Origin of the sequence: Erythrobacter aurantius (assembly GCF_023823125.1) — a bacterium.
GTDB classification, from domain to species: Bacteria; Pseudomonadota; Alphaproteobacteria; order Sphingomonadales; family Sphingomonadaceae; genus Erythrobacter; species Erythrobacter aurantius.
In genome coordinates this window covers 2,636,644-2,657,014 of sequence record NZ_CP090949.1, presented here as the reverse complement: position 1 = coordinate 2,657,014, position 20,371 = coordinate 2,636,644, and the positions used below count along the sequence as shown (strand labels likewise).

Sequence of the window (20,371 nt, the reverse complement as noted above, 5' to 3'; positions counted from 1 at the left end):
CGCATCGCGCAGGCGAGTAGGAAAGCTTACCAATCCCGCCAGTCGTCGATTTCGCCGACCAGCGCCTTTTGCTTTGCGGCATGGGCGATTTCTTCCAGCACCGCGACAATGTCCTCGCGTTCCTCGGTTTCGATGACCTGTCCGGCGGCTTCGTCGGCATGGTTGAACCATTCGACCGTGGCTTTCAGTATCTTTCTGACAGCGGGCCTGCGCGGCTTTTCGCCGAGCGCCTGTATCTCGCGGCAGGCTGCATGGATCGCCGCGCGTGCGGCCTGCGTGAATTCCTGCGGAGGATAGGGCGGGGAAGGCGACCAGTTTTCAAACGGCGTTTCGGACAGCAGCTTCTCCAGCGTCAGCCCTTTCAGCCGGTCGCGATATCGTGCGTCCTGCTCGGCCCGTTTCCTCGCGGCCTCGGCGTCGCGCAATTCGACTTCGCGCACCAGCGCCTCGCGATCATTGGCCCAGCGCCATTCTCCTTCGGATGCAAAATTGGCGAAGGCGAGGTGCGCATAGGAACAACCGGGGACACCGCTCTCGTAATCGTCCACCACTCTCAGGTCCCGCGCTGAGACCGAAACCGAGCCTAGCAGGCGGCAATCGTCGAGAGCCTCCGCAATATCCCATGCTTCCTTGAGAACCCCGATAACAGCGTCGCGCCCTTCATGGGCAAACCGGTATTGCGAAAGGACGCGTGCACCCGATGCCTCTTTCAGCGTGGGATGACGTGGCCAGACCGGTTCGAGCGTGGCGATCACCACAAGCCTGTCGGTCACGCCCAGCACCTTTATCGCGGCATACCGGCCGGTCTCGCTGGCAGAGAACGGGGTATAGGGCCGCGTCCTGAAGGAATAGACATGGCCCTCTTTGGGCAGGGCGGGGGGCACATGGCTTGCCGCCTGTTCCCTGTGCAGACCGAGGCGACGCCGCAATTTGCCGAGCATTGTCGCCGCTCTCAATCCAGCTTGGGTGGCATTCCCGGTTCGCATTTGGCCATCGCGCGTTGATATGCCTCGCGCGCACCGATGCGTTGCAGGTAGGCTTTCAGATTGGGCAGGTGATCGATCGTCATGCCGTTGAAAGCGCGGCTGGTGGTCAGCTGGAACACCATCATGATGTCGGCGGTGGTCAGCTGCGATCCGCCGAAATAGTCCGCTTCGCCCAGCCGCGCCTCGATCTGCGCCCAGGCATTGTCGACCCGCTTTTGCAGCGGCGGTGGCATTTGCGCTCCGGCAAAATTGACCGCGATCTGCATCATGCCGTTGGTCATGAAAGTCGCGTTGGCGAAGTGGAACCAGTACAGGTGATCGGCAAAGTCGGGGTGATTGGGGCCGGGGACAAGCGCCGTATCGGGCGCATATTTGCCGACGATATACTCGACGATCGCTCCGCTTTCGCCCAGCACCAGGTCACCGTCGGTGATGACGGGGGCGACCTGCATCGGGTGCAGCGCCTTCAGCTCAGGCGGGGCCAGCCGCGTTTCGGGATCGCGATTGTAGAGCACCAGCTCGTAATCCAGCCCCAGTTCCTCACACAGCCAGACGATGCGTTCGGATTGCGAAATGCGCAGGTGGTGGACGGTAAGCATGGGTGTCGGCTCCTCAATTCACGTTTCGCGCCCATCCTTTGCTGGCTGGCGTGAGGCTGTCCAGAAACTTCTCCGCGCTGTCCAGATATTCGCGCTGTTTCGTCTCGCCCATGCGGTCCCATGTCCCGTAGATGCGGCCGATGCGGTGGTTCGATTCCAGCCGCTCGCGGTTGGCGTCCATGAAATGCCAGTACAGCGGGTTGAACGGGCAGGCTCCGTCGCCGGTCTTCTGGGCCACCTTGTAGCTGCATTTCTTGCAGTAATCGGACATCTTGTTGATGTAATTGCCCGACGCGGCATAGGGCTTCGTCGCGAGGTTGCCGCCGTCGGCATAGAGCACCATCGCGGCGACATTGGGCAGTTCGACCCATTCGAACGCATCGGCATAGACGGCGAGATACCAGTCCTGCACCGCCTTGGGATCAATCCCGGCGATCAGGCAGAAATTGCCGAGCACCATCAGCCGCTGGATATGGTGCGCATGCGCGTCTTCGCGGGTGGTGCGCACGCAATCGGCAAGGCAGCGCATCTCGGTGTCGCCGGTCCAGAAGAATTCGGGCAGGGGGCGGGTGGCGTTGAGCGCGTTGTCGTCGGCAAGGCCGGGCATCTTCAGCCAATAGAACCCGCGCACATATTCGCGCCAGCCGATGATCTGGCGGATGAACCCCTCCACCGAATTGAGCGGGGCCTTGCCGTCTGAATAAGCCTGTTCGGCGCGGCGGCACAGCTCAAGCGGGTCGATCAGGCCGAGGTTGATGCTGGTTGACAGCATGGAGTGGTAAAGATCGTCCGACCCGTGCACCATCGCGTCCTGATAGGGGCCGAATTTCCCGAGCCTCTGGGCGAAGAAGGCATCGGCGGCTTCCTCCGCCTGATCCGATGTGACAGGCCAGCCGAAGGGTTCGAGATCGCCGAAGTGATCGCCGAAATGATCCTTCACCAGCGCGATAACCTCCCCTGTGATGTCATCGGGTTCGAATTTGGGGGCGGGGGGCGGATTGATGCCGGAATCGGGCGACTGGCGGTTTTCGGCATCGTAATTCCATTCGCCGCCTACCGGTTTGCCGTCATCGTGCATCAGCAGCCCGGTCTTGCGGCGCATCTCGCGATAGAAATGCTCCATCGTCAGATGCTTGCGCCCCTCCGCCAAGTCGCGAAATTCGGCGTGCGAGCACAGGAAGCGATCGTCGGTGAGGATTTCGACTTCGCAGGCGAATTTGTCCGGCCATTCCTCGATCTGCTGCTGCACCCGCCATTCGCCCGCCTCGGTAATGCGGAGCTTGCGCGGGGCGTGGCGTTCTATCGCGCGGGCGACTACGCCGGTGAAGCTGCCCGAATTGTCTTCATCGGTCAGCTTCACATAATCCACGCGCCACCCCGCATCGCGCAATTCTGCGGCGAAATGGCGCATGGCGGAGAAGATCAGGGCGATCTTCTGCTTGTGATGTTTGACGTATGTCGCTTCGTCCCACACCTCCATCATCAGGATGACGGTGTCCTCCTTCGCGCAGCCGCGCAGGGAGGAAAGAGTGCGGGTCAGCTGATCGCCGAGGACGGGGACTAGGACAGGTTTGCTCATCGCCCCGTCAATGCACAGGAGCGCGATAAGTGCCGATCAATCCCGTTTTGCAAGGCCCGGTATCGGTGCCAGATCGCGCGCCACTCCGCCGACGCCGGGCGGGGGCGGGGGTTCCTGCCCGAATTCCCACTTCACGAAATCGGCCGGCGCGCTGAAGGCGAAGCTTTCGACCGGATGCTTCATCAGCACCGATCCCCAGCATCCCGGCTCGCGCTCCAGATGGCCGTCGCGGGTGAAGGCTCGCATCGCCTCTTCGTGCGAACGGCGGAAATAGACATCGGTGACGTGATCGCCCGTGTCGCCATTCACCATCCGCCATGCCGCGGGCGAAACGGTGCGCAGATGCGCCATCCATTCGCCGACGACGGTATTGATGTGATTGACCGTGATCGTGTCCGGCCCGTCGATCACGATCGGCTCGGCGGTGCTGACCTTGTAGATCCTGTCGCCGCAGCTGTTCTTCTGCACCGATTCATACAGCGAGATCATGACATGCCACTGCTGCGGCGCGTCGGCGCCTTCAGCCTGACCTTCATCAGCAAGCGCCGGGGTGCCGGCCAGCGACGCGGCACTCAGCGCGATCATCCATGCGGCGGGTTTCACCGTCAAAGCCTCCTTGAACTGCATGGCAGGGGGCTTTGCACCAGACTGGTTAGAATTGACCTAATGCGCCGTCATACGAAGCTGTAGGGATCGACATCCACGCCCACGCGCACGCCCGGCGGGAATTGCTGGCGGTCCAGCCATTCGCGCAATGTGTCCTGCAAATTCGCGCTGCGCCTTGCATTGACGAGAAAGCGATAGCGATACCTCCCGCGCAGCAGCGCGAGCGGGGCGGGGGCGGGGCCAAGGATGTGGATGTCGGGCAGATGCGGGCGGGTATCGCCCAGCCGCACCGCCGCCTCGCGCGCTTCGCGTTCGTCCTCCGACGATATGATGATCGCCGCCCACCGCCCGAACGGCGGCGCACCCGCATCGCGCCGGGCCTCTGTCTCTGCCGCGTAGAAGGCATCGCGATCCCCGTTCGCGAGCGCGGCGATAACGGGAGCCTCCGGATGGCGCGTCTGGATCAGCACTTCGCCCGGTTTCTCGCCCCGACCGGCGCGCCCGGCAACCTGCGCGACCTGCGAATAGGTGCGCTCCGCCGCGCGCAAGTCTCCGCCTTCAAGGCCCAGATCGGCATCAACTACGCCCACCAGCGTCAGTTCGGGAAAGTGGAACCCCTTCGTCACCAATTGCGTGCCGACGATCACGTCAATCGCGCCTTCGCGCACCTGGGCGATGAACTGCGCGGCGCGTTCGGGCGATCCGAGCGTGTCGGACGTGGCGACCGCGACACGGGCATCGGGAAACAGCGCCGAAACCTCATCCGCGATCCGTTCGACGCCGGGGCCGCAGGCGACCAGGCAATCGCCTTCACCGCATTCAGGGCAGGCATCGGGCGGCTTTGTCTCCAGCCCGCAATGGTGGCAGGCGAGCCGCGCCGAAAGCCGGTGTTCGACCAGCCACGCGCTGCAATTCGGACATTTGAAGCGGTGTCCGCAATTGCGGCACAGCGTCAGCGGGGCATAGCCGCGGCGGTTGAGGAACAGCAGCACCTGCTCGCCCGCTTCCAGTCGCGCCTCTATCCCGGCGATCAGCGGCGCGGCGAGCCAGCGCCCGCTTGGCGGTTTTTCCTGCGTCAGATCGACCAGCTTGATATCGGGCAATTGCGCGCCGCCGAAACGGCTTGGCAAATCGAGCTTCGTGTAAGTGCCCGTGCTTGCCATGTGCAGGCTTTCGAGCGCCGGGGTCGCGCTGGCCAGCACCACCGGCAGACCTTCGAACCGGGCGCGCATCACCGATACGTCGCGCGCGTTGTAGCGCACCCCGTCATCCTGCTTGAAACTGATTTCATGCGCTTCATCAACGACGATCAGGCCAAGATCGGCATAGGGCAGGAACAGCGCCGAACGCGCGCCCACCACGACCTGCGCCGAACCTTCGGAAATCGCTCGCCATGCGCGCCGCCGCTCGGTCGATTTGAGCGAGGAATGCCATTGCACCGGGGCCGCGCCAAAGCGGTCTTCGAAACGCGACAGGAAATTCTCGGTCAGCGCGATTTCGGGCAGCAGCACCAGCACCTGCCGCCCCATCCGCAGCGCCTGAGCCACGGGTTCGAAATAGGTTTCGGTCTTGCCCGATCCCGTCACCCCGTCGATCAGGAAAGGCGCAAATTTGCGGGCCTTCACCGCTTGCACCAACACATCCGCGACGGACTGCTGATCGGGCGAAAGATCGGGCTGGTCGTAATCGGGATCGGCAACGGGGTAGGGGCGATCGATCGCCACCGACACCGGCTCTATCACCCCCTGATTCACCAGCCCGCGCAACACCCCTTCGGATACGCCCGCGATCCCCAAAAGCTCGCGGATGGTGCCCTGTTCGCCCTCCAGCGCCTCAATCGCGGCGAGGCGCTGCGGGGTCATGCGTTCGGGCAGACCGCCCGACAGGCGGTATTCGGTCATGGTGGTCGGCCCGCCCAGCGCACCTCCGCTCGACAGCACCATCCGCGCAACGCTGGCCAGCGCCGCGCAGTAATAATCGGCGGTCCATTCGATCAGGCGGCGCAAGGGCGCCGAAAGCGGCGGCAAGGGAATAACTTCGCGCAAGGGCCGTAGTTTGGACGCGTCCACCTCGGTTCCGGGCAGGCGGCCTTCGTCCCAGACGATGCCGGTGACGGTGCGCGGGCCGAGCGGCGCGACGACCACGCTGCCGGGTTCCACCGCCATGCCTTCGGGCACGCTGTAATCCAGCGGGCCGAGCGCGGCGTTGAGGACAAGGAGGCGGACGCGGTTCATATGCGGTTCGATAATATGAAGGCACAGACATGCAAACCACAAGGCAAAGGGTCAGGGATATGAACGGACACGAGATTACGGAACTGGGGCGCAGGCATTTTCTGAAAGCGGGCGCGGGCGGGGCTTTGGTGCTGGCGCTGCCTGCCTGTTCGACAATGCCCGGCTTCAGCCTGACCGAAGCGGTGCGCCGATTGTTGCTGTTGTCGAGCGAGCGCGCCTTTGCCCGGCTGATCGCGCCGGACGGCTATTGGGATACGCAGGTCGCGCGGCTGGGCCTTGGCAATCTGCTGGGGGCGCGCGGGGATGTGGTCTCGCGCATCCTCACTTCCGCGCTGTTCAAGGATCGGCTGGAGGATGCCTTTGCCGATATCGCCATCGACGCATCCTATCGCGCCGCGCCGATCGTTACCGATGCGGTGCGGGTGATCGGCCTTGCCAATGCGGTGGAACTGGTGCGCGGCGGGCCAAGCGCGGCGACTCAGGCGCTACGCGGAGAGCTGGGCGGGCGGCTGATCGACGCGATGGTGCCCGAACTGGGCGAGGCGATCCGTATTGCTTCCGATCCGCTTGTCGGCCAGCTGATCGACGCGGCGGCGGGCACCAATGTCAGCGGCATCGCGCAGCGGTTGGCGGGCAATATCGACGATGCGATCTGGACCGAGATGGGCGTGGAGGAAGCCGCGATCCGGCGCGATCCGGCCTCTACCCGCGATCCGGTGCTGATCGGAGTGTTCGGCAACGGAGTGCTTTGATCGGGGGAGGCAGGCGCTCGCACATCTGGCCCTGCGGCCCCGGCTGTGCCATCCCCCGCGCAAGCGAATCGCACGCGCAAAGGGAGATATCCGCGCCATGAAATTCTTCGTCGACACCGCCGAAATCGCCGACATCAAGGAACTGGCCGACACCGGCCTGCTTGATGGCGTCACCACCAATCCTTCGCTGATTGCCAAATCCGGGCGGGATTTCATGGAAGTGACCAAGGAAATCTGCGGGATCGTCGACGGCCCGGTCTCCGCCGAAGTCGTCGCGCTGGATCACGCGACGATGATGAAAGAGGCCGAAGTGCTGCGCAAGATTGCCGACAATGTCTGCATCAAGGTGCCGCTCACGGTGGACGGGCTCAAGACCTGCAAGGCGCTGACCGGCGAGGGCACGATGGTCAACGTCACCCTGTGCTTTTCCGCCAATCAGGCGCTGCTCGCGGCGAAGGCTGGGGCGACCTTCATCTCGCCCTTCGTCGGACGGCATGACGACAACGGCTTCGACGGGATGGACCTGATCGAGGACATCCGCCTGATCTATGACAATTACGGCTTTGCCACCGAAATCCTCGTCGCATCGGTGCGCCACACCACCCATGTGCTGCAAGCCGCCAAGATCGGCGCCGATGTCATGACCGCGCCGCCCAAGGTGATCCACGGCCTGTTCAAGCACGTGCTGACGGACAAGGGCATCGAAGGCTTCCTGAAGGATTGGGAAGCCACCGGGCAGAGCATCCTCTAAAACTAACAGGTAGCCCGCCACCCGATAAGTTCCTATCTGCCACCCAATGGCTGAAGAATCCCCACTCGACAGGTTCAAGCAGGCGCTGACCGGTGCATCGCGGGCAATCGCGCGCGATGCCGAGGTGGAGGTGGCGTGGAGCGCCGATGTCCCCGGCGCCAGCGGCAACCGTTTCCGCGTGCCGTTGCCGGGGCGCGATCTGCCGCATGATCAGGTGACGGAAGCGCGCGGCTTTGCCGACAGTTTCGCGCTCAAGCTGCGCCATCATGACGCGGGGCTGCACGCACGCTCCGCTCCGCCCGAGCCGGTGGCGCGCGCCTGTTATGACGCGATCGAGCAGGTGCGTTACGAGGCCCTGGGCGCAAACCGGTTCGGCGGGATCAGGTCGAACCTCGATGCCGCGACCGAAATGCGCACCGCAACCGATGCCATCGTGCGCGCGCAGAATTCCTCCGAAGTGCCGCTGCAAACCGCCTTGTCGCTGATGCTGCGCGAAAAGCTGACCGGGGAACCGATCCCCAAACGCGCCGAAGCCGGGGTGAGCATGGTGCGCGACTTCATCGAGGAAACGGTGGGCGACGATTTCGCCGCGCTGGGCGAAAACCTCGGCGATCAGGCGGTGTTCCAACGCCTAGCGCTCGACATGCTGCGCGATCTAGACCTGACCCGCCCGACCGATCAGCCCGACCAGACCGAAAACGACGATTCCGAAGAGGATCAGGGCGAGGACGAGGATCAGGCCGGGGACGAGCAGCGCGAAGGCGATGCCGATCCGCAAAGCGCCGAAGCCGCGGGCGAAATGACCGAAGGCGACGGCGAAGGCGAAACCGACAGCGAAATGTCCGCCGACGACGACATGCAGGACGGCGAAGCGGGCGAGGAAGGCGATGCCTCCAACGCCCCCGTGCGCCCCAATCGCCCGCAGACCGACATTCCCGACGGGCTCGATTACAAGGCCTTTACCGAGCGTTTCGACGAAGTGGTCGAAGCGCCCGAACTGTGCGATTCCGAAGAGCTGGACCGGCTCCGCGCCTATCTCGACAGCCAGCTTACCGGGCTTCAGGGCGTCGTCACCCGGCTGGCCAACCGGCTGCAACGCCGCCTGATGGCGCAGCAGAACCGCAGCTGGGATTTCGATCAGGAAGAGGGCGTGCTCGATGCCGCGCGCCTTTCCCGCGTGATCGTCTCCCCCGGCACGGCGCTGTCTTACAAGGTCGAGCGCGATGTCGAGTTCAAGGACACGATCGTCACCCTGCTGATCGACAATTCCGGATCGATGCGCGGGCGCCCGATCAGCATTGCCGCGATCAGCGCGGACATCCTTGCGCGCACGCTGGAGCGGTGCGGGGTCAAGACCGAGATTTTGGGCTTCACCACCCGCGCATGGAAAGGCGGGCAAAGCCGCGAGGCGTGGCTGGCCGATGGCAAGCCGCAAAATCCGGGCCGCCTCAATGACTTGCGGCACATCATTTACAAACAGGCTGACGAACCATGGCGGCGCGCGCGGCGCAATCTCGGCCTGATGATGCGCGAAGGGCTGCTGAAGGAAAACATCGACGGCGAGGCTTTGATGTGGGCGCACAGCCGCCTGATCTACCGGCCTGAGGAACGCCGCATCCTGATGGTGATTTCCGACGGTGCGCCGGTGGATGACAGCACGCTGAGCGTCAATTCGGCGGGCTATCTAGAAGCGCATTTGCGCGGCGTGATCGAGTGGATCGAGAAGGTTTCACCCGTCCAGCTCGTCGCCATCGGCATCGGCCACGATGTGACGCGTTACTATCGCCGCGCGGTGACGATCATGGATGTCGAGCAACTCGGCGGCACCATCATGGAACAGCTTGCGGAGTTGTTCGAGGATGAGAAGGGCGTGAGGAAGAGATAGCAATGAGGGATAAGAAGAGGGAAGTGATCGATACATTAAAGCTGGTTTGCGGTGCAGCAGTATTGTTTTTCACATCGTGGCAGATGATGGAATCAAATTTATTTTGGCTGATATTCCCGATATCTCTTTTAGCCGGTCCGTTCTTGGCATTTATTACGAAGAATGAATTCCAAATTCACCTATTTTCTTATATTTCAATTGCTATTTTTCTCGCATCTCTAGTAACCCTCTTATCTCAAATTTTTGCAGAAAGTTTAGTGCTGGAGACGGAATATCCGGAAATTGTGGCGTTCATTTTTGTTGTAGGTTCTACGGTCGTCGTTGCAGCAATCCGTCATTTATGGGCGGTTCCGATAGAGCGGATAGCTTTAACTAGGTGGGCGCACATCGAGGAACGGGAACCTGAACAATCAACGTAACCGAAGCCGTTACCACCCGCCGCTCTATCCGCGCCTATATCGACAAGCCGGTGGAGTTCCAAACTGTCCGCGGCACGATGGATAAGACCCGCTAGTCCGATCCGAGATTGCAGCTTTCCCCGTCCGGTCCGGCATGGCGCTGAGAAAGATCGTTCATGGCGTCTGCAAATCCCGGTGGCATCGTGACGCTGATCTCTTGCCAGGATTCGCGCCCGCCAGGTGTGCAAAGGACGAGAAGGAAATGGCTTCCCGCGCCCTTTTCCCAATGGCTTTCCGGGATCAATCCCGCCGCGATCCTGTCCCAGATGTGCCATGTGCCCCATGAATATTCGGTCATCAGGTTATCGAAGCGGACACGCTCGGTTTCATCGAGGCTCGCGGGATCGGCAAGGCCCCTGTTGAAGATCTCGGCAACGGTTTCGTCCGAATAGATCGAACGGCGGATGTTGGACCACTGGAGCATGGTCGCGTTCGCTTCATCGCGAACGGCGATCACGTTCGCGCTGCGCAATTGCACGCCGACAAAGACGAGCGAAACGACCACCGCCGCAGCGGCGACGATCTCCGCGATCAAGGACCAGTATTCGATTCTTTCCCGCGAGAAAAATTTCGTCCTTGGACGATCGACCTCGGTCATCAGACACTCCCCCCAGCGCAAGACCCGGAATTGCTACAATCGCGCAGGATTGGCAAGCAGCCCGGTCTGTGCCGTCCCGCTTCACTCGCATACGGTAAAAATTCGAGGGCCTTGCGTATTGTATTGACGGGTCAATCGGGTTGGCAGATATCTGCGCGACATATCGGCATTTTTAAGGTCGCACCGCTTGCTTTGTCTTGCACTTGCCCTTCTGGGGCAGTCTCTACCACCTGATGATGCCGCGCCGGTGGCTGCGCCGGTTTTCGAGCAGGAGGAAACTGCCTCCCAAGCCGATCAACCCGCGCCCGATCAGCCTGCGACAATCGTCGTTCCCAACGGCCACCGTATCGTCATCTCGGTCGAAGCGCAGGTCGGCTCGAAAATCAGCAACGCGCGCGACATGTTCCCGATCCGGCTGGCGCAACCCGTGGTGATTGACGGGGTCGAAGTGCTGCCTGCGGGGATCGAGGGCGAAGGACAGGTCGTCCATGCCGAAAAAGGCGGATTTGCAGGCGCTGCGGGCGAGTTGATCCTTGCCGCGCGCTATCTCCAGTTCGGGGATCGCCGGATCGAGCTGCGCAGCTTCAAATTCATCGAGGAGGGCGATGAAGTCCTCTTTCGCGGGCAGGACAACACCGACATCACCATCGCCACCGTGGCGACAATCGGGGTGCTGGGTTTCCTGATCAGCGGCGGCAACACCACGATCGAGCCCGGCACGATCGCGACGGCAAAGCTGCGCAATGACGAAGAATTCGAGGTCGCCCAACCGCAACAGGTGGCTGAGCCGGAAGCGGTCGAGAGTGAATAGGTTTAACGAGAGGAACCTGAAGTGAAGAAATTTCTTGCCGTTCTTGCCATTGCCGCGGCTGCGCCCGCGGTGTTTGTGGCAACCGCTCCCGCTGCTGTCGCCATGCAAGCCGATGAAGGCGGTTTCCAGCTGCCGACCCCGCCCGAAGGGATGGGACAGGTGGTGTTCTATCGCACCGGCGGGCTCAGCGGTGCCGCGCTTGGCTGCGCGATCTTCGACAATGGCGATCCGGACAAGCTCAGCTCGCTGGGTGGCGGGCGCTATTTCGTGCTGAATTCCCAGCCGGGAGAGCGCAGCTTCAAGGTCAACTCGCTCGAAACCGACGATCAGCTTACGCTTGAGGTCGAGGAAGGCGAAACCCAGTTCGTGCGGTGCCGGATCAAGGCCGGGTTCCTTTCTGGCCGCGCGAATATCGCGCCCAGTTCGGAACGCGAATTCCGCGACAAGTACAAGGACCCCAAGCTGGTCGACGCCGATGACATGTCGGAAGAAGTCCGCGCAATGAATTATGCCGACGCCGCACCGGCAGCCGAATAATCTGCACGCCAGCGGTGCGACGCGCCGCTTGCCAAATTGAACAGGTCTGGGCCGGGTTGAAGGGTTCGCAATAGAACTCTATCCACCCGGCTTTCGCTTTCTTGCCGCAAATCTTCCGAGGTCATTCCCAGTGAACGTAACCGAAGCCGTCACCACCCGCCGCTCCATCCGCGCCTATCTCGACAAGCCGGTGGAGCTCGAAACGATCCGCCGCGTGGTGGATACGGCGCGCTGGGCGGCGTCGGGCTGCAATTACCAGCCGTGGGAAGCGACCATCGTGACCGGGCAGCCGCTCAAGGATCTGCAGGCGAAAATCACCACCACACCCCCGCAGGCCGCCGAATACGATTGGGCCGCTCCGGGAGCCGAGGAAGCCTACAAGGCGCGTCTCGACGGCGTATCGCGCGAAATGTTCGGCGCGATGGGCATCGCCCGCGACGATGGCGCCGCGCGCATGGCGGCAATGGCGCGCAACGCCACCAGCTTCGATGCGCCTGCGGTGCTGTTTGTCTATTTCCCGCGCCTGATGAAGGAAGCGCAATGGTCTGACACGGGCATGTGGCTGCAAACCGTCGCTCTGCTGCTGCGCGAGGAAGGGCTCGACAGCTGCTACCAGGAATACATGGCGCTTTATGCCGATGTGATCCGCGATTTCCTCGGTCTCGACAAGGAGCGCTACATGTTCTTCTGCGGTATGGCGATCGGCTACCGCGATCCGGATGCGCCGGTGAACAATTTCGAGCGTGAGCGCGTGCCGCTGGACGAACAGGTGAAGTTTCTGGGTTTTGATTGACCTGACGGGAGAGCGTGGCAAATGCGCTCCCCATGACTGACGCCGTCCCCTTGAAGCTCTTCAACTCGCTCACCCGCGAGATCGAACCTTTCGTGCCCGTCCATGAAGGGGAGGCGCGCGTCTACACCTGCGGGCCGACGGTCTACAATTACCCGCATATCGGCAATATGCGCGCCTATGTCTTTGCCGACGTGCTGGGGCGCACGCTGAGCTACAAGGGCTACAAGCTTACCCACATCATCAACATCACCGATGTCGGCCACCTGACCGATGATGCCGATGAGGGCGAGGACAAGATGGAGAAGATGGCTGCGGAGAAAGCGCAGAGCATCTGGGACATCGCGCAGCATTATACCGAGGCCTATTGGGCGGACGTGAAGGCGCTTAACATCCGCCAGCCGGCCAAATGGTCGGTTGCGACCGATTACATCGACGAGATGATCGAATTCGCGAAAAGCATCGCGGACAAGCACTGCTACGAGCTGGAGAGCGGGCTTTATTTCGATGTCTCGACCGTCGCCGATTACGGGCGGCTGGCGCGCGCCGTTACCGAAGACGGGGAGGGCCGGATCGAGAGCGTCGAGGGCAAGCGCAACGCCGCTGACTTCGCGATCTGGCGCAAGACCCCGGCGGGCGAAAAGCGCCAGATGGAATGGGACAGCCCTTGGGGCAAGGGCGCGCCCGGCTGGCACCTTGAATGCTCGGTAATGGGGGAAAAGCTGCTTGGCTTCCCGTTCGACATTCACACCGGCGGGATCGACCACCGCGAAATCCACCACCCCAATGAAATCGCGCAAAATCAGGCGTTTTGCGGCTGTGGTTCATTGGATGTCGCAACCCATTCGGGCGCGAAGATCTGGATGCACAACAACTTCCTGGTCGAGCGCAGCGGCAAGATGAGCAAGTCCTCGGGCGAATTCCTGCGGCTGCAATTGCTGGTGGACAAGGGGTATCACCCGCTCGCCTACCGCATGATGTGCCTGCAGGCGCATTACCGCAGCGAGCTGGAGTTTTCGTGGGATGGTCTTGAGGCGGCGCTGACGCGGTTGAAGCGGATGGTGATGGCTGCCGGAAGGCTCTCGGATGCACCGAGCCAGCCGCTCGCCCAGCATCCCAAATTTGCCGATACGCTGGCGAAATTCGATGCTGCGATCAGCGACGATCTGAACACGCCGATCGCGCTCACCGCGCTGGAAGACGCGTTGGCCGTCAAGAAGGTCGACGCCGGGATCAAGCGGGCGGTGGTGGAGCATATGGACGCGGTGCTGGGCCTCGGCCTGTTCGGCCTCACCCGCGAGGAATTGCGCATCCGGCCCAAGGCCGCGGCGATCACCGCGGAGGAAATCGAAGACGCGCTCGCCCGCCGCAAGGCCGCACGCGCGGAAAAGGACTTCGCCACCTCCGATGCGATACGCGACGAGCTCGCGGCCAAGGGCGTCGAAGTGATGGACGGCGATCCGCTAGGATGGGAGTGGAAACTGTGACAACCCTCGCAATCTCCGGGCTGATCCGCCCGCTGCTCGAACCCCGGCTGCCCGACGATCTCGATGTGCGCTGGTTCATGACGCATGAGGAAGCGCTGGAGGCGGTGAAGGGGGCGGAGATCGGCTGGTTCGACATGAACGATCAGGCCGCGATGGCCGAAACGCTGCGCGCGGCGACCGATCTCAAATGGCTCAATTCGATCTATGCGGGCCTCGATTTCCTGCCGATGGACGTGCTGATCGAACGCGGGATCACCGTCACCAACGGGGCGGGCATCAACGCCATCACCATCGCCGAATATGTCGTCATGGGGATGCTCAACATCGCCAAGGGTTACCGCGAAGTCGTGCGCGCGCAGGAGCGGCACGAATGGCTGATGGATTCGCCGGGCAAGCGCGAACTCGCCGGGTCAAAGGCGCTGCTGCTGGGCTATGGCGCGATCGGCAAGCTGATCAAGCCGCGGCTCGAAGCTTTCGATGTCGAGGTCACCGTTGTCCGCCGCAATGCCGGGCCGGGCGTGCTGACGCCGGATCAGTGGCGAACGAAATTGCAGGATTTCGACTGGATCATCCTCGCCGTTCCGGCCACGCCCGAAACCGAAGGCATGATCGGCGCGGCGGAACTGGCGACGATGAAGAGCGACGCCGTGCTGGTGAACATCGCGCGCGGCAGCGTTGTCGATCAGCCCGCGCTGGTGGAGGCGCTGGAAAAGAAGGCGATCGGGGCCGCGTTCCTCGACGTGACCACGCCCGAACCGCTGCCCGCGGATCACCCGCTGTGGTCGCTCGACAATGCGCATGTGACCATGCACCTGTCGGGCCGCGCGCAGAACATGATGTTCATCCGCAGCGCCAATCGCTTCCTCGAAAACCTCGCCAAATACCGTGCGGGCGAAGCCGTTGGCCCGGTGTTTGACCCGAAACTGGGTTACTGATCGCCGCTGTGTTGCGCTTCACGCTTGGAATCTGACGGATTCCTGCAATACTCCCCCGCGATAACGGGCCATCACGGTCCGGTCACACTCAGCGCGTAACGCCGCAGGCAAGAAGGGGTGCAGTCCCGCAAACGGGACAACCTGCTGCGTAAGCGATGTCATTCTTGCGGGCGGCGCAAAGGCCCGCGTGCATTGGGGGGAATACACATGAGCGATACCAAGAAAGCCTCGGACGTTTTTATCGAATGCCTGGAGGCTGAAGGCTGCGAGTATATTTTCGGCGTTCCGGGGGAAGAGAACCTCGACCTGCTCGATTCGCTCAGCCGGTCAAAGAAGATCAAGCTGATCCTCACCCGCCACGAACAGGGTGCGGGTTTCATGGCCGCGACCTATGGCCGCCACACCGGCAAGACCGGCGTTTGCATGGCGACGCTGGGACCGGGGGCTACCAATTTCGTGACCAGCGCGGCCTATGCGCAATTGGGCGGCATGCCGGTGCTGATGATCACCGGCCAGAAACCGATCAAGAAATCGAAGCAGGGCCGCTTCCAGATCGTCGACATCGTTTCGCTGATGAAGCCGATCACCAAATATTCGATCCAGATCGCCGCCGGGGACAATATTCCCAGCCGCGTGCGCGAAGCCTATCGCCTCGCCGAAGAGGAAAAGCCGGGCGCGACGCTGATCGAACTGCCCGAGGATATCGCGGAAGAGCCCACCACCGACAACAAGCCGCTGCCCAAGAGCATCGCGCGGCGTCCTTCGGCAGAGCCCAAGGCGGTGCGCGCGGCGGTGAAAGCGATCGAGGCGGCGAAGAACCCGGTGCTCGTCATCGGTGCGGGCGCGAACCGCAAGATGTGCGGGCGGATGCTCGAACAATTCGTCGAGAAGACCGGCATTCCCTTCCTCACCACGCAGATGGGCAAGGGCGTGATTGACGAACGCCATCCGAAATTCCTCGGCTGCGCGGCGCTTTCCGCAGGCGATTTCGTCCACCGCGCGGTGGAGGCATCGGACTGCATCATCAATGTCGGCCATGACGTGATCGAAAAGCCGCCCTTCTTCATGAAGGACAACGGCGTCACCGTGATCCATGTTTCGACCAAGACGGCCGAAGTCGATCCGGTGTATTTCCCGCAGATCGAAGTGATCGGCGATATCGCCAACGCGATCTGGCAGATCAAGGAAGACATCAGCCCCAACCGCAGCTGGGATTTCGATCACATGCTGGCCTATCACCAGGCAGAACTGGATCACACCAACGCGCTGGCGGCGGACACCCGTTTCCCCATCTTCCCGCCGCATCTCGTCAAGCAGGTGCGCGATTGCCTGCCGCGTGACGGGATCATCTGTCTCGACAATGGCGTGTACAAGATCTGGTTCGCGCGCGGTTACACCGCTTACCTGCCCAACACCGTGCTGCTCGACAACGCGCTGGCGACGATGGGCGCAGGCCTGCCTTCGGCGATGATGAGCGCGATGCTCTATCCCGATCGCAAGGTGATGGCGATTTGCGGCGATGGCGGCTTCATGATGAACAGCCAGGAGATGGAGACCGCGGTGCGCCTCGGCCTCAATCTCACCGTGCTGATCCTGCGCGACGACGCCTATGGCATGATCCGCTGGAAACAGGCGAACATGGGCTTTGCCGATTTCGGCCTGACCTATGGCAACCCCGACTATGTCGCCTATGCCGAAAGCTATGGCGCGAAAGGGCACCGGGTGGAATCGAGCCAGCACCTCACCGAACTGCTCGCGCATTGCCGCGACACGCCGGGCGTGCACCTGATCGATTGCCCGGTCGATTACAGCGAGAACGACCAGATCCTGAACATCGACATCAAGAAACTGTCGGCCCAGCTCTGATCACACTGACTGCAAAGGACAAAAGCCATGCATGAAGTGGTCAATCCGTTCGACCTGTCTCCTGTCGGCAGCGTCCCCACGCATGATTGGGACGCCGTCGACGCGGCGCTGACAAAGGCGCAGGCGCTGTTCCGCGATCGCTCGCAGTGGAAGAAGCCGCACGAACGCGCGGCGATCCTCCACTGGGCGATGGAGATCATGCGCGAACGCCGCGATCATCTTGCCATGCAGGTCGCGGCTGAAGGCGGAAAGCCGCTGATCGATGCGCGGGTCGAGGTAGACCGCGCGATCAACGGGATGGAGCTGTGCATCCACGAAATCGGGGCGCTGAAAGGCACCGAGATTCCGATGGGGCTGACTGCGGCGGGCGATGGCAGGCTGGCGTGGACCACGCGCGAACCGATTGGCGTGGTGGTGGCGGTTTCGGCCTTCAACCACCCGCTCAACCTGATCGTGCACCAGGTCGCCCCGGCGGTGGCCACGGGCTGTCCGGTGATCGTCAAGCCGGCGGCGGATACCCCGCTGTCGTGCTTCGAATTCGTCTCGATCCTGCACGAAGCCGGGCTGGAGCCGGACTGGGCGCAGGCGGTTCAGCCGCCGCGTGACGTGTCGGAAAAGATGGTGAGCGATCCTCGCGTCGCCTTCTTCAGCTTTATCGGATCGGCCGGCGTTGGCTGGTCGCTCCGCTCAAAGCTCGCTCCGGGGACGCGCTGCGCGCTGGAACATGGCGGAGTTGCTCCGGTGATCGTCGATCCCAGCGGCAATCTCGACCTGGCCGTGCCCAGCCTGACCAAGGGCGGGTTCTACCATTCGGGGCAGGTCTGCGTGTCGGTGCAGCGGGTGTTTGCGCACAGCTCCATCGTCGATGATCTGGCCAGCCGCATGGCCGACGCCGCGAGCAAGCTCAAGGTCGGCAACGCCATTCACGAGGATACCGAATGCGGCCCGCTGATCCGGCCCAAGGAAGTCGACCGCGTGGCCAAATGGATCGACGAAGCCCGCGATGGCGGGGCCAAGGTGCTGTGCGGGGGCGAGAAGCTGTCCGACACCACCTATGCCCCCACGGTGCTGCTCAATCCCTCACCCGAGGCGACGATTTCGCGCAATGAGGTGTTTGGCCCTGCCGTCTGCATCTATTCCTATGACGATGTCGATGCGGCGATTGCACAGGCCAATTCGCTCGACGTGGCGTTTCAGGCGGCGGTGTTCACCAATGACCTGTCATCGGCGATGCACACCTATCGCAACATCGATGCGTCGGCGGTGATGGTGAACGACCACACCGCCTTCCGCACCGACTGGATGCCCTTTGCGGGCCTGCGCACATCGGGCCACGGGGTAGGGGGCATTCCCTATACCTGCCACGAGATGACCATCGAGAAGATGATTGTGATCAAGGGATAAGGGGGAGGGGGTTACCCCTCCTCCAGCAACAGCAGAACCGCTGTCACCACCATGCGCTCGTTCGCGCCAAAACGGTGATCGACTTCGCGAATGGTCGCATCGGCGACGAGATGGCCGGGGATGGCGAATTCGTGATCTGGCAGCGCCTCGAGGAAGTTCTCGCCCGCAACCACGGCTTCGATCCCGTCGAAATCGAGCATGAATTCATGCCGCGCGCCTGAAAACGTGATCGAGTGCCACGCGGTTTCCTCATGTGTAAGCAGGCTGGCTTTGCCCTCGGCGAGGGTCAGCACCGCTTCGCGCACCCTGTCGGACACGGTGCGGCGCGGTCTGTAACGGCGCGCGGTTTGCCGAGTCGGGGCCGGCGCATCGGCGGATTTGGTTTCGAACCCGGCGATGCGGGCGATTTCGATCAGCGCTTCATGCAGCATGGCGCATCTCCTGACGAGCATCGGCAACCCGGCCTTTGATCTCGAACCCGGCATGCGCGCACAGTTCGGCCAGCGTTGCATGCCGGGCGAGTTGCGCCAGCTCGTACCGCTCCATCCATTCCAGCGTGCGCTTTTCCGTGGCGGGGCGGGGGATGCGCCCCATCCGCAGATCCAGCACGAAGCGCGGATCATGCGCCGCGAGCCGCCCGAATTTGGTGGCTGGCATATCGTGGCGTCTCAGGAATTGTTCGACTTTGCGTATCAGCATCTGTGGCTCCTGACCTTGTGGGCATCGGGACTCGCGACCCTGCGAATCGCTCGGTGTTCCTGAAATGTTCCATTCGAAATCCTACTTGTCTAGGAAAAATCCGTCATGTAGGAAGGATTGATGGTTAAGTCCGATGAAGCACACCCCGACGGCGCCCGTGCGCGGCTGCTGGAACTGTCGCAGCAACGCGGGGTGAGCCTTGCCCGCCTGTCCGACATGCTCGGGCGCAATGCGAGCTATCTGCAACAATTCATTCGCAAAGGTTCCCCGCGAAAGCTGGAGGAAGGGGACCGGCGGACGCTCGCCACCTTCTTTGGCGTGGCGGAAGAGGAGCTGGGCGGAGGCGGCGAATCATCGCAGGAAAATTCCTACGCACAAACACGTATGCGGCGCGATCCGGGTGACTGGGTGGATGTGCCCCGGCTCGACATCGGCGCATCGGCAGGGCCGGGCGCGCTTCCGGTGAGCGAGCAGGCGTTCGATGCCTTCCGCTTTTCGCGCCGCTGGCTGGCGGAACAGGGGCTGGAGGGCGCGCAACTGGTCGCGATCACGGTCGAGGGCGATTCGATGGAACCGCTGCTGCGCAATGGCGACGAAATCCTGATAGACCGCGCCCCGCGCGCCTTCCGTGACGGTGTCCATGTCGTGCGCCTGGGTGACACGCTGATGGTGAAACGCGTGGCGCAAGCCGGGGCAGGCCGCTTCGCGCTGCTATCGCAAAACCTCGCCTACCCTCCCGTGGAGGTCAGCGCCGAGGAGATGGAGGTCATCGGCCGGGTTGTATGGAAGGGGGGGCGGATATGACGTTTGGTGGTGTAATTTTTGGGCCTACTTTGCTGTTGGCGGCGCAGGCACCCGACTATGTGACGAGTGGAAGCTTTCTGACATTCCACGCAAGCCCGGCTTTCTCCGAGAGCTATGTCAGCGTGGATGTTGGGCGGTTGAAGGGCGAGGATAGCGAGCCCGCATATTGGTTTATGTGGCGCGAGCGCGACAAGTCATCTGGGGAAGTCAGAAAGTCTCGATGGACTGACACGCAAAATTGCGATGCCGCTTCTTCAGTCCTTACATCCCTGCACGGCGTATCCCCGCCGCGAGTGAGCATTCCCGGTTATGAGGTTTCACCAGGGGGAGGAATCAGGATTATGGGAGACGGCGTACATTATGAAATCTCCGTGCGCGCCCACTACTCGGGAACCGAAGGCTCGGACCTTTCTTTCAGTTCGAACGTGGGAACCCCGCTAGCCGAATGGATCGAGGGTTCCCTCGAAGTGCTCGAACCATGTTGGTCAAGCGAAGCCCCGGCGGCCCTTGCGGAAAAGGAGTTCTCGCTCAACCTGTAGGGTGCGACAGTGGTGGGCAGATCGAATTCATCGGCCGGGTTGCGTGGAAGG

The 20,371-nt window shown here is 62.4% G+C and carries 20 protein-coding genes and 1 pseudogene; 13 read left to right on the top strand and 8 right to left on the bottom strand.

Features of this window, described 5'->3' with window-relative positions:
* Positions 1-26 precede the first annotated feature (26 nt).
* The 5 genes and pseudogenes from L1K66_RS12795 to L1K66_RS12775 form a co-directional block, all read right to left on the bottom strand.
* Positions 27-941 carry a hypothetical protein gene (locus L1K66_RS12795; RefSeq protein ID WP_252258216.1) on the bottom strand — a complete coding sequence of 305 codons (915 nt, stop codon included), beginning with the start codon at positions 939-941 and terminating at the stop codon, positions 27-29.
* Between the two features lie 80 nt (positions 942-1,021).
* Positions 1,022-1,585: pseudogene (locus L1K66_RS12790) on the bottom strand (glutathione S-transferase family protein); the annotation flags it as partial.
* 13 nt (positions 1,586-1,598) lie between these two features.
* Positions 1,599-3,164 carry a cryptochrome/photolyase family protein gene (locus tag L1K66_RS12785; RefSeq protein ID WP_252258214.1) on the bottom strand — a complete coding sequence of 522 codons (1,566 nt, stop codon included), beginning with the start codon at positions 3,162-3,164 and terminating at the stop codon, positions 1,599-1,601.
* Between the two features lie 36 nt (positions 3,165-3,200).
* Complete coding sequence (locus L1K66_RS12780) at positions 3,201-3,791, bottom strand: hypothetical protein (protein WP_252258213.1); 591 nt, start codon at positions 3,789-3,791, stop codon at positions 3,201-3,203.
* Positions 3,792-3,838: 47 nt separating this feature from the next.
* Positions 3,839-6,004 carry a primosomal protein N' gene (locus L1K66_RS12775; protein WP_252258212.1) on the bottom strand — a complete coding sequence of 722 codons (2,166 nt, stop codon included), beginning with the start codon at positions 6,002-6,004 and terminating at the stop codon, positions 3,839-3,841.
* A 59-nt stretch (positions 6,005-6,063) separates the two neighbouring features.
* Here L1K66_RS12775 and L1K66_RS12770 point away from each other — a divergent pair, with 59 nt between their 5' ends.
* From L1K66_RS12770 to L1K66_RS12755, 4 genes are all read left to right on the top strand, one after another.
* A complete protein-coding gene (locus L1K66_RS12770; protein ID WP_252258211.1) occupies positions 6,064-6,756 on the top strand; it encodes a DUF4197 domain-containing protein in 693 nt (230 codons plus the stop codon).
* 97 nt (positions 6,757-6,853) lie between these two features.
* Positions 6,854-7,507 carry a fructose-6-phosphate aldolase gene (gene fsa / locus L1K66_RS12765; protein ID WP_034954591.1) on the top strand — a complete coding sequence of 218 codons (654 nt, stop codon included), beginning with the start codon at positions 6,854-6,856 and terminating at the stop codon, positions 7,505-7,507.
* Positions 7,508-7,553: 46 nt separating this feature from the next.
* Positions 7,554-9,392, top strand: a complete 1,839-nt coding sequence (gene cobT / locus L1K66_RS12760; protein ID WP_252258210.1) for a cobaltochelatase subunit CobT — start codon at positions 7,554-7,556, stop codon at positions 9,390-9,392.
* 2 nt (positions 9,393-9,394) lie between these two features.
* Positions 9,395-9,811 carry a hypothetical protein gene (locus tag L1K66_RS12755; protein ID WP_252258209.1) on the top strand — a complete coding sequence of 139 codons (417 nt, stop codon included), beginning with the start codon at positions 9,395-9,397 and terminating at the stop codon, positions 9,809-9,811.
* A 91-nt stretch (positions 9,812-9,902) separates the two neighbouring features.
* Here the strand turns inward: L1K66_RS12755 and L1K66_RS12750 are convergent, their stop codons facing one another.
* The gene (locus tag L1K66_RS12750; RefSeq protein ID WP_252258208.1) at positions 9,903-10,448 is read right to left on the bottom strand and encodes a hypothetical protein; all 546 of its coding nucleotides are present in this window, start codon (positions 10,446-10,448) and stop codon (positions 9,903-9,905) included.
* A 247-nt stretch (positions 10,449-10,695) separates the two neighbouring features.
* Here L1K66_RS12750 and L1K66_RS12745 point away from each other — a divergent pair, with 247 nt between their 5' ends.
* The 7 genes from L1K66_RS12745 to L1K66_RS12715 all read left to right on the top strand — a co-directional run bounded on the left by L1K66_RS12745 (position 10,696) and on the right by L1K66_RS12715 (position 18,278).
* Positions 10,696-11,259, top strand: coding sequence for a hypothetical protein (locus tag L1K66_RS12745; protein WP_252258207.1), 564 nt, complete (start codon positions 10,696-10,698; stop codon positions 11,257-11,259).
* Between the two features lie 21 nt (positions 11,260-11,280).
* A complete protein-coding gene (locus L1K66_RS12740; RefSeq protein WP_252258206.1) occupies positions 11,281-11,796 on the top strand; it encodes a DUF2846 domain-containing protein in 516 nt (171 codons plus the stop codon).
* 130 nt (positions 11,797-11,926) lie between these two features.
* Entirely contained in the window at positions 11,927-12,589 is a 663-nt protein-coding gene (locus L1K66_RS12735) for a nitroreductase (protein ID WP_252258205.1), read from the top strand.
* A 32-nt stretch (positions 12,590-12,621) separates the two neighbouring features.
* Positions 12,622-14,073: a cysteine--tRNA ligase gene (gene cysS, locus L1K66_RS12730; protein WP_252258204.1), complete on the top strand. Its 1,452-nt coding sequence runs from the start codon at positions 12,622-12,624 to the stop codon at positions 14,071-14,073.
* Positions 14,070-15,008 (top strand): D-2-hydroxyacid dehydrogenase, encoded by a 939-nt coding sequence (locus tag L1K66_RS12725; protein WP_252258203.1) that lies wholly within the window; start codon positions 14,070-14,072, stop codon positions 15,006-15,008. Before cysS ends, L1K66_RS12725 begins: the two co-directional genes overlap by 4 nt.
* A gap of 207 nt (positions 15,009-15,215) precedes the next feature.
* On the top strand, positions 15,216-16,874 hold the full coding sequence (locus L1K66_RS12720; protein ID WP_252258202.1) for an acetolactate synthase large subunit: 1,659 nt from the start codon (positions 15,216-15,218) through the stop codon (positions 16,872-16,874).
* Between the two features lie 27 nt (positions 16,875-16,901).
* Positions 16,902-18,278: an aldehyde dehydrogenase family protein gene (locus L1K66_RS12715; protein ID WP_252258201.1), complete on the top strand. Its 1,377-nt coding sequence runs from the start codon at positions 16,902-16,904 to the stop codon at positions 18,276-18,278.
* Between the two features lie 11 nt (positions 18,279-18,289).
* Here the strand turns inward: L1K66_RS12715 and L1K66_RS12710 are convergent, their stop codons facing one another.
* Entirely contained in the window at positions 18,290-18,709 is a 420-nt protein-coding gene (locus tag L1K66_RS12710) for a hypothetical protein (protein WP_252258200.1), read from the bottom strand.
* Positions 18,699-18,977: a hypothetical protein gene (locus L1K66_RS12705; protein WP_252258199.1), complete on the bottom strand. Its 279-nt coding sequence runs from the start codon at positions 18,975-18,977 to the stop codon at positions 18,699-18,701. The genes L1K66_RS12710 and L1K66_RS12705 overlap by 11 nt, the downstream gene beginning before the upstream one ends.
* A gap of 120 nt (positions 18,978-19,097) precedes the next feature.
* Here L1K66_RS12705 and L1K66_RS12700 point away from each other — a divergent pair, with 120 nt between their 5' ends.
* Complete coding sequence (locus L1K66_RS12700) at positions 19,098-19,781, top strand: S24 family peptidase (protein WP_252258198.1); 684 nt, start codon at positions 19,098-19,100, stop codon at positions 19,779-19,781.
* A complete protein-coding gene (locus L1K66_RS12695; RefSeq protein ID WP_252258197.1) occupies positions 19,778-20,320 on the top strand; it encodes a hypothetical protein in 543 nt (180 codons plus the stop codon). Before L1K66_RS12700 ends, L1K66_RS12695 begins: the two co-directional genes overlap by 4 nt.
* The last annotated feature ends 51 nt before the right edge of the window (positions 20,321-20,371 follow it).

Excerpts from the sequence above, each read along its gene's own strand:
- L1K66_RS12795 (WP_252258216.1), bottom strand. The coding sequence starts at position 941 with ATGCTCGGCAAATTGCGGCGTCGCCTCGGTCTGCACAGGGAACAGGCG.
- L1K66_RS12785 (WP_252258214.1), bottom strand. The coding sequence starts at position 3,164 with ATGAGCAAACCTGTCCTAGTCCCCGTCCTCGGCGATCAGCTGACCCGC.
- L1K66_RS12780 (WP_252258213.1), bottom strand. The coding sequence starts at position 3,791 with ATGCAGTTCAAGGAGGCTTTGACGGTGAAACCCGCCGCATGGATGATC.
- L1K66_RS12775 (WP_252258212.1), bottom strand. The coding sequence starts at position 6,004 with ATGAACCGCGTCCGCCTCCTTGTCCTCAACGCCGCGCTCGGCCCGCTG.
- L1K66_RS12770 (WP_252258211.1), top strand. The coding sequence starts at position 6,064 with ATGAACGGACACGAGATTACGGAACTGGGGCGCAGGCATTTTCTGAAA.
- fsa (WP_034954591.1), top strand. The coding sequence starts at position 6,854 with ATGAAATTCTTCGTCGACACCGCCGAAATCGCCGACATCAAGGAACTG.
- cobT (WP_252258210.1), top strand. The coding sequence starts at position 7,554 with ATGGCTGAAGAATCCCCACTCGACAGGTTCAAGCAGGCGCTGACCGGT.
- L1K66_RS12755 (WP_252258209.1), top strand. The coding sequence starts at position 9,395 with ATGAGGGATAAGAAGAGGGAAGTGATCGATACATTAAAGCTGGTTTGC.
- L1K66_RS12750 (WP_252258208.1), bottom strand. The coding sequence starts at position 10,448 with ATGACCGAGGTCGATCGTCCAAGGACGAAATTTTTCTCGCGGGAAAGA.
- cysS (WP_252258204.1), top strand. The coding sequence starts at position 12,622 with ATGACTGACGCCGTCCCCTTGAAGCTCTTCAACTCGCTCACCCGCGAG.
- L1K66_RS12720 (WP_252258202.1), top strand. The coding sequence starts at position 15,216 with ATGAGCGATACCAAGAAAGCCTCGGACGTTTTTATCGAATGCCTGGAG.
- L1K66_RS12715 (WP_252258201.1), top strand. The coding sequence starts at position 16,902 with ATGCATGAAGTGGTCAATCCGTTCGACCTGTCTCCTGTCGGCAGCGTC.
- L1K66_RS12710 (WP_252258200.1), bottom strand. The coding sequence starts at position 18,709 with ATGCTGCATGAAGCGCTGATCGAAATCGCCCGCATCGCCGGGTTCGAA.
- L1K66_RS12705 (WP_252258199.1), bottom strand. The coding sequence starts at position 18,977 with ATGCTGATACGCAAAGTCGAACAATTCCTGAGACGCCACGATATGCCA.
- L1K66_RS12700 (WP_252258198.1), top strand. The coding sequence starts at position 19,098 with ATGGTTAAGTCCGATGAAGCACACCCCGACGGCGCCCGTGCGCGGCTG.
- L1K66_RS12695 (WP_252258197.1), top strand. The coding sequence starts at position 19,778 with ATGACGTTTGGTGGTGTAATTTTTGGGCCTACTTTGCTGTTGGCGGCG.